At 75.3% G+C, this 12027-nt stretch carries 3 protein-coding genes; all 3 read left to right on the top strand.

The features are described from left to right. Positions 1-50 precede the first annotated feature (50 nt). The 3 genes from ACWENQ_RS18940 to ACWENQ_RS18930 are packed head-to-tail and all read left to right on the top strand — an operon-like array spanning position 51 to position 12027. The gene (locus tag ACWENQ_RS18940; RefSeq protein ID WP_452415476.1) at positions 51-1478 is read left to right on the top strand and encodes a thioesterase II family protein; all 1428 of its coding nucleotides are present in this window, start codon (positions 51-53) and stop codon (positions 1476-1478) included. Then, positions 1475-6532 carry an amino acid adenylation domain-containing protein gene (locus ACWENQ_RS18935; protein WP_452415352.1) on the top strand — a complete coding sequence of 1686 codons (5058 nt, stop codon included), beginning with the start codon at positions 1475-1477 and terminating at the stop codon, positions 6530-6532. Before ACWENQ_RS18940 ends, ACWENQ_RS18935 begins: the two co-directional genes overlap by 4 nt. After that, entirely contained in the window at positions 6529-12027 is a 5499-nt protein-coding gene (locus tag ACWENQ_RS18930; protein WP_452415351.1) for a type I polyketide synthase, read from the top strand. The genes ACWENQ_RS18935 and ACWENQ_RS18930 overlap by 4 nt, the downstream gene beginning before the upstream one ends.

The raw sequence follows: 12027 nt of genomic DNA, 5'->3' as shown, positions 1-12027 counted from the left end.
CCGCGATAAGCGCCGTTGACGCCTCCCGTTAGGAGTCGATATAAGAGGTTCTGACCGCGAATGCGGCAAAACCGGGGTACGACGTACATTCTTGTACGGGATTCAATTTCCAGTGTTTTTGCAGCTCTGCCGAGGAGCGCTCGCACCATGGCGACGAAGCAATCCCCTCCTGCGCGACCGACACCCTGGCCACCCAGTCCCGTCCTCACCGTCGCACGCGACACCCGACGCGGCGGGGGAGGTGCGCAGCGATCAGCGGCCAGCTGACCGCGGCTCCGCGCGGCCCCCTCCAGGCCACCGCGCGCCGCGCCCGCACGCTGTTCTGCCTCCCCTTCGCCGGCGGAGGCGCCAGCGCCTTCTCCTCCCTGCAGCGGGCCCTCACCGGCCTCCAGGTGGTGGCGCTCCAGCTGCCCGGCAGGGAGAACCGGCTCGCCGAGCCGCCCGCCTTCACCGTCGAGGAGGTCGCCGACCAGATCGCCCCGGCCACCACCTCCCCCTACGCCCTGTACGGGCACAGCATGGGCGCGCGGCTGGCCTTCGAGGTGGTCAGGGAGCTGCGCCGCCGCGGCCTGCCCCCGCCCGTACGCCTGTACGTGGGCGCCGCCCACCCGCCCCACCTCAGGGTGCCGCTGGCGGCCACCGCCGACCTGCCCGACGAGGCGTTCATCGACCAACTCGTACGGCGCGCCGGCGCGCTGCCCGAGCTGAGGGACGAGCCCGAGCTGCGCGAGCTGATGCTGCCCCTGCTGCGATCCGACATGGCCTGGATCAAGCGCTACCGGTACACCCCCGAACCCCCGCTGGACACCCCCGTCGTGGCCGTGGCCGGTCTGCACGACGGCGAGGTGGCCCCGCCCGACATGCTGGGCTGGGCCCGGCACACCGCCGCCGGCTTCGGGCTGCGCACCGTGCGCGCCGGCCACCTGTTCGTCAAGGACGCGCCCGAGGAGCTGGCCCGCCTGATCACCGCCGACCAGGCCGAACAGGTCGACGGACCGGAGGCGGACGAGGTCCACCTCTGGCTGGCCGACCGCCCGGCCGGCGCGAAGGAGGTGCTGAGCCGCTACGGCGGCGGCACCGTGGCCGGCATCGCCGAAACGGGCGGGCTGACCCTGATCGCCGTCACCCGCGACCACCGGGCGGGCGTGGCCCTGCGGCTGACCACCGCGGCCGAGCCCGTCGAACTGTCCGAGCTCGACCCTGGCGAGCGCGAGCAGATCGAGGACGCGGCGGAGGAGGACCGGCACTGGCTCGCCCAGCGCGCCGTCACCGCCAGGCGGGCGCTCGTCGCGGGCGCGGGCCGCGGCGCGCCGGGCCCCTTCGCCGACCTCGGCGATGGCGGCCCGTGGCAGGTCGACGGCTGGCACGTGCTCCACCTGCCCCTGCACACGCCGCGCGGCCAGGCGCAGGCGGCGGTCGCCGTGCCGTACGGGCCGGCCAGACCGGCGCTGTTCACGCTGGAGGGCCGGACCGGATGACCGACGTGAAGCCGGGCCCGCTCCTGCACGAGCTGGTCACCGCCCAGGCCGACCGCACGCCCGACGCCGTCGCCGTCCGCCAGTGGGACCGGCGCCTGACCTACCGCGAGCTCACCCGCGCCGCCAACGCGCTGGCGCACCGCCTGCGCGGGCACGGGGTGGGCCCCGAGACGCGCGTCGGCGTCTGCGCCAGGCGCACCCCCGACCTGCTGGTGTCGGTGCTGGGCGTCCTGCTGTCCGGCGGCGCCTACGTGCCGCTGGACCCCTCCCATCCCCGCGAACGGCTGCTGACGATCGTCGAGGACGCCGCCATCGACCTCGTCGTCGCCGACCCCGCGGGCGACCGGACGCTGGCGGGCGCCCCCGTCGTGCTCCTGCAGCCGGATGCCGGCGCGGCGCCCGAGCCGCCCGCGCGGCGCACCCACCCGGCCGGCGCGGCCTACGTCCTGTACACCTCGGGCTCGACGGGACGGCCCAAGGGCGTCGTGGTGAGCCACGACGCGGTGGTCGCCTTCGTCACGATGGCGGGCGGGCGGTTCGAGCTGGGCGAGGGCTGCCGCTCGATCGGCTTCGCCGCGCTCGGGTTCGACGTGTCGGTGCTCGACATCTTCGCCCCGCTGGCCAGGGGCGGATCGGTCATGCTCGTGCCCGACGAGGACAGGGTCGACCCGGCCAGGCTCCAGCGCTTCCTCGAAGGCCACGAGGTCACCTGGGGCACCATCCCGCCCGCCCTGCTGCCGCTGCTGGACCCCGACCGGCTGCCCTCGCTCGCCGACCTGCTCACCGCGGGCGAGCCCGCCGGTCCCGAGCAGGTCGCGCGCTGGGCCCGGCCGGGCGGGCGGCGCTTCCACAACTGGTACGGCCCGACCGAGACCACGGTGTGCGTCGTCGGCACCGAGCTCGAGGGCGCATGGGACCGGCCGTTGCCGATCGGTCACGCCCTGCCGGGCTGCACCGCGCACGTCCTGGACGACCAGCTCGACCCCTGCCCTGCCGGTGTGCCGGGCGAGCTCTACATCGGCGGCCCGCAGCTGGCCCGCGGCTACCTCGACCGGCCCAGCCTGTCGGCCGAGCGGTTCGTCCCCGACCCCTACGGCCCGCCCGGCGCGCGCCTGTACCGGACCGGCGACAGGGTCGTGCTCGACGCCGACGGCCGGATCGGCTTCCTCGGCCGCCTGGACCGGCAGGTCAAGGTGCAGGGCCAGCGTGTCGAGATCGGCGAGATCGAGTCCGTGCTGCGCGCCCACGAGGGCGTCCGCCAGGCCGTCGTCGACCTGGACACCGGGGCCGGCGGGCTGAAGGAGCTGACCGCCTACCTGACTCCCGAGGACGCCCCCGACCTGGCCGGGCTGCGCGCCCACTGCCTGCGGACGCTGCCCGCCTACATGGTGCCCACCAGGGTGGTGCGCCTGCCGGTCCTGCCGATGACGGTCAGCGGCAAGGTGGACATGGCGGCACTGCGCGCCCACCGGCCGTCCACGGCACCGGCGCGGGGCGGGCTGCCGCGAAGCGCCGAGGAGCGCGCCGTCGCCGCGGTGTGGGCCGGGACGTTCGAGAGCGCCGAGCCCCGGCTCGACGACGACTTCTTCGCGGCCGGCGGGCACTCCCTGCTGGCCATGCGCCTGACCGCGGGCCTGCGAGCCCGGCTGCGCAGGGAGATCGCCGTCGAGGACGTGCTGTCCGGCCGTACGGTGGCGGGCATCGCCGCGCGCGTGGCCGGCGCGCCGCCGCTGCACGAGGCGCCTGGGGTCGCGCCCGCCGCGCTGTCGGCGATCCAGCGGCGGATGTGGTTCGTCGAACGGCTCGCGCAGGGAACGCCCGTCCACAACATCGCGATGGCGCAGCGCCTGTCGGGCAGGCTCGACGTCGGCGCGCTGCGCGCCGCCCTGGCCGCCGTCGCCCGCCGCCACGAGGTGCTCAGGTGGCGCGTGCCGGAGTCCGGCGGTGTCCCTGCCGTCGCCGTCGACCCGCCCGGCGAGGTGCCGCTTCCCGTGGAAGAGGTCACCGGGGAGCAGGTGCGCGAGCGGTTGCAGGCCGCGGCGGCCGAGCCGTTCGACCTGGCCGGGGGCCCGCTGTGGCGGGCGCGCCTGCTGCGCCTGGGCGGCGACGAGCACGTCCTGGCCGTCACCGCGCACCACATCGTCTTCGACGGCTGGTCGCAGTCGGTGCTCTACGACGACATCGGCCGCGCCTACCGCGGCGAAGCGCTCGCCCCGCTGCCCGCGACGTTCGGCGGCTACGTCGCCTGGCTCGGCGGCAGGGAGGCCGCGGCGGACCTCGACTGGTGGAGCGCCCACCTCGACGGCGCCCCGACCGTGCTCGACCTGCCGAGGGACCACCCGCGGCCGGCCGTGCAGACCTTCGAGGGCGCGAGCGCGAGCGCCGAGGCGGACCCGGCGGTCAGCGCCGCCGTCCGGGCGCTTGCGGCACGTCTGGGGGCCACGCCGTACGCGGTCATGCTGGCCGCCTTCGCCCAGGCGCTGCGACGGCTGACCGGACAGCGGGACCTCGTCGTTGGCACCCCCGTCGCCGACCGGCGCGACCCGGCGCTGGAGCCGATGGCCGGATGCCTGGTGCAGATGCTGCCCGTGCGGATGCGCGTGGCCGACGGCGAGGCGTTCGCCACGCACGTGACGCGCTGCCAGGCGACGCTGTCGGACGCGCTCGCCCACCTCGACGTGCGGCTCGAGCGGCTGGTCGACCGGCTGGGCCCCGGCCGCGACCTGTCGCGCAACCCGCTCATCCAGGTGCTGTTCAACATGTACGACTTCACCGAGCCCCGCCTGAGCCTGCCCGGGATCACCGCCACCCCGCTGCCTCCCGGACTGCCGGGGTCGCTGTTCGACCTCACCCTGTACGTCGGCGAGCGGCAGGGCCGCCACGTCCTGCAGGCCGTCTACAACCCGCGGCTGTTCCGGGCCGAGCGGGTCGAGGCGCTGCTGGCCGGCTATCTCAGGCTGCTCGGCGACCTGGTCGCCGCGCCCGACGAGCCGGTACGGCACGCCGCCCTGCGCCCCGCCACGATCGACCCGCCCGACGGCGCCGCTGTCCTGCCCGGCGGGACCGCGGCGCCGCCCGCTGTCCTGCCCGGTGGCGCGTCGCCGCCCGATGGCACCGCATCGCCGCCCGGCGGCGTTCCGGCGCCGCCCGGCGGCGTTCGGGCGCTGCCGGGGGGAACGGCGGCGCTGCCCGGCTGGAGCGGTTCCGGGGTCGTGGAGCGCTTCCTGCGGCAGGCGGCCGCCCATCCGCGGCGGGTGGCCGTCAGCGGCGAAGGCGGCGAGCTGACCTACGCCGCGCTGGCCGCGACGGTGACGGCGACGGCGGCACGGGTCGCGGCGGCGGTGCGGCCGGGGGAGGCGGTCGCCGTCCTGGCCGCCCGTCGAACCGAGCTGCCCGCCCTGCTGCTGGGCGTCCTGGCGGCGGGGGCGCGCTGGGCCGTCCTCGACTCCGCGCTGCCGCCCGCCAGGCTGGAGGCGCAGGCCAGGGCGGCCGGCGCGCACGCCATGATCGCCTGCGAGGGGGTGGCGGTCCCGCCCGAGCTGGACCGGCTGCCTCTCCTCACCCAGCCCGCCGCCCCCGGCGCGCGCCCCGGGGACGAGCTCCCCTTCGTGCCTCTAGAGCGGCGGGGGTATCTGTCCTTCACCTCCGGCACCACCGGAGCGCCCAAACCGGTCCGCACCGGCGAGCGGCCGCTGGCCCGCTTCCTCGCCTGGTACCCCGCCGCCTTCGAGCTCACGGCCGGCGACACCTTCGCCCTGCTGGCGGGCCTCGCGCACGACCCGCTGCTGCGCGACGCGTTCACCCCGCTCGTGCTCGGCGCCCGCCTGTGCGTGCCCCACCAGGACCACGTCCGCGACCCCGCCAGGCTGTCGGCGTGGCTGCGGGACCAGGCCGTCACCGTCGCCCACCTCACCCCGCAGCTGGCCACCCTCGTCGCAGCGGCGGGCACGCCGCTGCCGGACCTGCGGCTGGCGGTGTTCGGCGGCGACCGGCTGACCTGGGCGGAGGTGGCCAGGTTCGCGAAGGTCGCCCCGCGGGCCGGCATGGTCAACGCCTACGGCACGACCGAGACGCCGCAGATCCAGGCGATGCACCTCATCACCGGGATCACCGGGACTTCCGGGATCATCGGGCCGGGCGGCGACACCGGCGACCCGGTGCCGGTCGGCCACGGTGTCGACGGCGCCGAACTGCTGGTGCTGGACGCCGGTGGCGCGCCCGCCGCGGTAGGAGAGCTGGGCGAGGTGGTGGTCAGGAGCCGCCGCCTGGCCGACGGCTACCTCGACGAGGACCTCACCAAGGAGCGCTTCACCGTCGAGGCCGACGGCGTGACCGGCCGCTACCGCACGGGCGACCTCGGCAGGTACGACCCCGACGGCGGCGTGGTGGTGGCCGGCCGGGAGGACGGGCAGGTCAAGATCCGCGGCTACCGGGTCGAGCTGGGCGAGATCGAGCACGCGCTGCTGGCCCACCCCGGCGTGCGGGCCGCCGTCGCCGTGGCCGTCGACCAGCCGGGCGGCCAGGTCACGCGCGCCTACGCCGTACCGGCGAGCGCCGCGACGCAGGCCGGCGAACTGCAGCGGCACCTGCGCGCCTGCCTGCCCGACCACGCGGTGCCCGCCGACCTGGTCCTGCTGCCCGCGCTGCCCCTGACCCCCAACGGCAAGGTGGACAGAGCCGCGCTGCCCGCGCCGGCACCCAGGCCCGCCCCCCGGCGCGGCGAGGAGCCCGCCACCGGCACCGAACGGCTCATCGCCGGCGTCTGGCGCGAGATCCTCGGCCGGCCGAGGATCTCGGCCGGCGAGAACTTCTTCGAGATCGGCGGGCACTCGCTCGCCACCGCACAGGTCCAGGCCCGTCTCGCCGCCGCGCTCGGCAGGGACGTGCCGATCGTCGACCTCTTCCGCTTCCCGACCGTCCGCGCGCTGGCCGCCCACCTCGACGGCGAGCGCCGCACGGCCGGACCGGAGCGCGCCGCCCGACGCATCGCGGCGCGCCAGGCACGACCGTCATCTCGCAGGCCCTACCAGGCCAGACAGGAGAACAAGGAATGACCGGTCCGGCGAACCACGTACCCGAGCAGGCCGTCGAGCCCATCGCGGTCATCGGCCTGGCCTGCCGAGTGCCAGGCGCCGCGGACGTGCCCGCGTTCTGGCGCAACCTGGTCGACGGGGTGGAGTCCGTCAAGTTCTACACGCGCGAGGAGCAGGAGGCGCTCGGCGTCCCCGACTACATGCTCGACGATCCGACCTTCGTGCGGGCGGCCTCGGTGGCCGAGGACTACGGCGGGCTCGACGCGGCCTTGTTCGGGATGTCTCCCAGGGAGGCCGAGCTGCGTGACCCGCAGCAGCGGATGTTCCTCGAGCTGTCCAACACCGCTCTGGAGGACGCCGGCTACGACCCGTCCCGCTACCACGGGGAGGTAGGGGTCTACGGGACCATCGGGTCGGACGAATACCAATGGCTGTACATCCGCCCCAACCGCAAGGTGTTCGCCTCCGTCGGCAACCTCGCCGTCTTCACCGGGAACCACCCCGACTACCTGGCGACGCTCGTCTCCTACAAGCTCGACCTGCGCGGGCCCAGCGTCACGATGCACACCGCCTGCTCCTCCTCACTGGTGGCCGTCCACGTCGCCTGCGAGGCGTTGCGCGCCGGCGAGTGCGACATGGCGCTGACCGGCGGCGTCTCCCTGGAACTGCCCGCCGAGTGGGGCTACCAGTACCACCAGGACGGCATCTACGCCGGCGACGGGCACTGCCGCACCTTCGACGCCGCCGCGCAAGGCACCATCTGGGGCGGCGGCGGTGGCGTCGCCGTCCTCAAGCGCCTGTCGGACGCCATCGCCGACGGCGACCACATCCGCGCCGTCGTCGTCGGCAACGCCATCAACAACGACGGCGCCACCAAAGTCGGCTTCTCGGCCCCCAGCGCCGAGGGCCAGGCCGCCGCCGTCTCGCTGGCGCTGGGCGTCGCCCAGGTCGACCCGCGCACCGTCACCTACGTCGAGGCCCACGGCACCGGCACCGCCCTCGGCGACCCGATCGAGGTGGCCGCCCTGTCGAGCGTCTTCAGCCGGGACACCGACGAGGCCGGCTGGTGCGGCATCGGCTCGGTGAAGACCAACATCGGCCACCTCGGCCCGGCCGCGGGCATCGCCGGCTTCATCAAGGCCGTGCTGGCCGTCGAGAACGGCATGATCCCGCCGAACCTTCACTTCGAGAAGCCCAACCCGCGCATCGACTTCGGCACCAACCCCTTCTACGTCGCCTCGCAGCTGGCCAAGTGGGAGACCGACGGCTTCCCCCGCCGCGCGGGCGTCAGCTCCTTCGGCATCGGCGGCACCAACGCCCACATCGTCATGGAGCAGGCGCCGCCCGCCGCCGTGCCCACCACCCAGCCTCGCCCCGCCCACCTGCTGCAGCTGTCGGCCCGCACGCCCACCGCGCTGGAGGCCGCCGTGCGCCGGCTGGCCGACCGGCTCGACGGCGCCGAGATCGACCTGGCCGACGTGGCCTTCACCCTGCGCAAGGGCCGGCGCGAGATGACCCACCGCGCCGCCGTCGTCGCGGCCGACGCCGCCGACGCCGTCGCCGCGCTGCGTGACGCGCGCCGCCTGGTCAAGGGCAAGGCGGGCAAGCCGCGCGTGGCCTGGCTGTTCTCCGGGCAGGGCGCGCAGTACGCCGGCATGGGCGCCCAGCTGTACCGCACCGAGCCGGTCTTCGCCGCGGCCGTCGACGAGTGCGCCGAGCTCCTGCACGAGGACCTCGGCCGCGACATCAGGACCCTGATGTTCCCCGCCGACGACGAGCGCGAGCAGGCCGAGGAGCAGCTGCGCCGCACCGCGCTCACCCAGCCCGCGCTGTTCACCCTCGAATGGGCGCTGGCACAGCTGTGGCGCTCGTGGGGCGTGGAGCCGGCCGCCATGATCGGCCACAGCATCGGCGAGTACGTCGCCGCCACCTGCGCAGGCGTCTTCGACCTGCCTGACGCGCTGCGCCTGGTGGCCGCCAGGGGCAGGCTCATGCAGAGCATGCCGGAGGGCTCGATGCTCGCCGTTCGCCTGGACGAGGACGAGGTGCGCCGGCAGCTGCCCGACGGGCTGTCGATCGCCACCGTCAACGGCCCCGGCACCTGCGTCGTGGCCGGGCCGACCAGCCTCGTCGAGGAGTTCGCCGCACGCCTGGAGGAGGCCGGCGTCGGGCACACCCGGCTGCGCACCTCGCACGCCTTCCACTCCCCGATGATGGACCCCGTCCTCGGCGACTTCCACGACATCGTCGCCCAGGCCGAACGGCACGCGCCGAGCATGCCGTTCCTGTCCAACGTCACCGGCACCTGGATCACCGCGCAGGACGCCGTCGACCCCGCCTACTGGACCCGCCACCTGCGCGAGGCCGTCAGGTTCGGCGACTGCGTGGCGACCCTGGCCGCCGAAGGGGAATGGCGCCTGCTGGAATGCGGCCCCGGCCGCCAGCTCGTCGGCCTGGCCCGCACCCAGCTGCCGCGCACCGGGCCGGCGCCGCTGGCCAGCCTGCCCGGCCCCGCCGACCCCAAGCAGGACCTCGAGGTGCTCTACGCCGCGGCGGGGGAGCTGTGGACCTGCGGCGTCCCCCTCGACGCCGACGCCTTCGGCGACCCGGCCCGCCGGGTCCCGCTGCCCGCCTACCCCTACGAGCGCACCCACCACTGGGTCCAGACGCCCATCGACTCCCAGCTGATCTACCCGCTGCCGCCGCGGGCGGGCGCGCTCCCACCGGAGGAGTGGTACTCCGTCCCCACCTGGCGGCAGACCCCCCTGGCCGTCACCGCGAGCCCGGCCACCTGGACCGGCCGCCAGGTCGTGTTCGCCGGCGAGGCCGCCGCGCCGCTGGTGGCGGCGCTGCGGACGGCAGGCGCCGACGTCGTGCCGGTCGTCCCCGGCCAGGCCTACGGCGTGGCCGCCGACGGCACCGTCTCCCTCAGGCCGGGCCACCGCGAAGACTACGAGACGCTGCTGGCCGACGTCGGCGTACCGGCGCGGGTCATCCACGCCTGGGCCCTCGACGGCGCGCCGGCCACCGGCGTCCAGGACACCCTCGACGCCCAGGACGTGGGCTTCCACAGCCTGCTCGGCCTCGTTCAGGCCCTGGCCCAGGCCGAACGCGAGCACGACGTCCACCTCGACGTCGTCACCGCCGCGACCCAGGGCGTCACCGGCCCCGACCTGACCAGACCCGAGCACGCCACGGTGGCCGGCATCGCCAAGGTCGTCCCGCTCGAGGCCCGCTGGCTGTCGGTGCGCCACATCGACCTGGAGTCGCCGACCGGCGACCTGGCCGCCCTGCTGACCGAGCTGGCCGCCACGCCCGAGGAGCCGGAGGAGGGCGTGCCGCCGTCCCCCGTGGCCCTGCGGGCCGGCCGCCGCTGGGTGCGCGGCTACCAGCAGGTGCCGCTGACCGCCACGGACGAGCCGGCGAACCTGCGCGAGCAGGGCGTCTACGTCATCACCGGCGGCCTCGGCGGCATCGGCCTGACCCTGGCCGAGGACCTGGCCGCCCGCCTGCGTGCCAGGCTCGTCCTGCTCGGCAGGTCGGGACTGCCCCCGCGCGAGCAGTGGGACGCCCTCGAACCGGCCGATGACCGCACGGGCCGCGCCGTCCGTGCCGTCCGCAGGATGGAGGCAGCGGGAGCCGAGGTGCTCGTCCTGGCCGCCGACGTCACCGACCCCGACGCGCTCCGGCGGGTCAGGGCGGCCGCCGTCGACAGGTTCGGCCGCGTCGACGGCCTCATCCACGCCGCGGGCCTGCCCGGCGGCGGCATGGCCGAGGTCAAGGAGCGCGCGGCGGCCGACCTCGTCATGGCGCCCAAGCTGGCGGGCACGATCGCCCTCCGCGAGGCGTTCGGCGACCTCGACCTCGACTTCGTGCTGCTGTGCTCGTCGGTGACCGCCGTCGCCGGCGGCTTCGGCCAGGTCGACTACTGCGGCGCCAACTCCTTCATGGACGCCTACGCCCACACCTGGCCAGGCCGGGTGCTGTCGGTCAACTGGGGCGCCTGGCTGGAGGTCGGGATGGCGGCCGAGGTCGCCGCGCCCGTGGCCTTCCGCGCGCTGCAGCGCGGCGACCGGGTCTCCTCGGTCGCCCACCCCGTGCTCACCCACCGGCACGAGACCCCGGGCCGCACCCCCTGGTACAGCGGGACGGTCGCGCCCGAGACCCACTGGATCCTGGCCGACCACCGCATCGGCGCGGTGCCCGTGATACCGGGCACCGCCTACCTGGAGAGCGCCGCCGCAGCCTTCCGCGACAGCGTGCCCAGCCCCGGCCCCGGCTACCGGATGGAACTGCGCGACGTGGCCTTCGTCGCGCCGCTGCCGGTGGCCGACGGCGGCAGCGCCGAGCTGCGCGTGCTGCTGACCCCCAGCGGCGACGGCATGGAGTTCGAGGTCGTCAGCGTCGTCGGCGGCCGCTCCCACCAGCACGCCAGGGGCGCGGCGGCCTGGGTCCGCACCGACCAGGAGCACACCGACGACCTGGCCGACGTACGCGCCCGCTGCTCCCTGGCCGGCACCGACGACGTCTCCAGCATCTTCACCTCCGCCTCCGGCCTGCTGTCGTTCGGCCCGCACTGGACCAGCCTGCGCTCGATCCACCTCGGGCAGAACGAGGCGCTGGCCCGGCTGGAGGCGGGCCCGCAGGTCGCGGCCGAGACCGGGACGTTCACCATCCACCCGGCGCTGCTCGACGAGTCCACCGCCTTCCTCGACCCCTCGGACGAGCACCCATACTTGCCGCTCGGCTACGGCAGGCTCGTGGTGCACGCCCCGATCCCGCCGCGGGTGTGGAGCCACGCCGTCCGCCGCGACGGCGGCGGGGGCGAGATCGTCGCCGCCGACTACACCCTCTACGACGACGACGGCGGCAAGGTCCTGACGATCTCCGACTTCGTGCTGCGCAGGATCGACACGGCGGCCGTCACCCAGTCCGTCGACGACGGCGCCAAGGAGAGCGTCGAGGACCAGGCCGTGAACGAGGAGTCGGCCGCCGCCGGCATGGCCATGGACCTCGACGGCGCCAAGTCCGGCATCTCGCCGGCCGCCGGCGCCGACGCCTTCCGCCGGCTGCTGTCGGTCGGCCTGGGCACCCAGGTCGTGGTCAACGCCACCCCGCTGGAAGAGTTCGTCGCGGGCGTCCGCGACCTGACCCAGGACACCGTCGCCGAGGAGCTGGACGCGGCCGCGGCAGGGGAGGCCGCCACGGCCCTGGACACCGACCACGTCGCGCCGCGCAACGAGCTCGAGAGCACGCTGGCCGGACTGTGGGGCGAGGTGCTCGGCGCCAAGCAGGTCAGCGTCGAGCAGGACTTCTTCGAGTTCGGCGGCAACTCACTCGTCGCCGTCCAACTGATCGCCCTCATCAGGAAGAAGCTCGGCGTCAGGCTGCCCATGCGCAGCCTCTTCCAGGTCCCGACGGTGGCGGGCATGGCCGCGCTGGTGGAGGAAATGCGCGGCCGGCAACCGGACAAGCAGGTGGCCCTGACCAGGCTGCCCCGGCACGAAAGGGCGTGA

Source organism: Nonomuraea sp. NPDC004354 (assembly GCF_053602555.1).
This window is presented reverse-complemented; position numbering and strand designations above follow the sequence as displayed.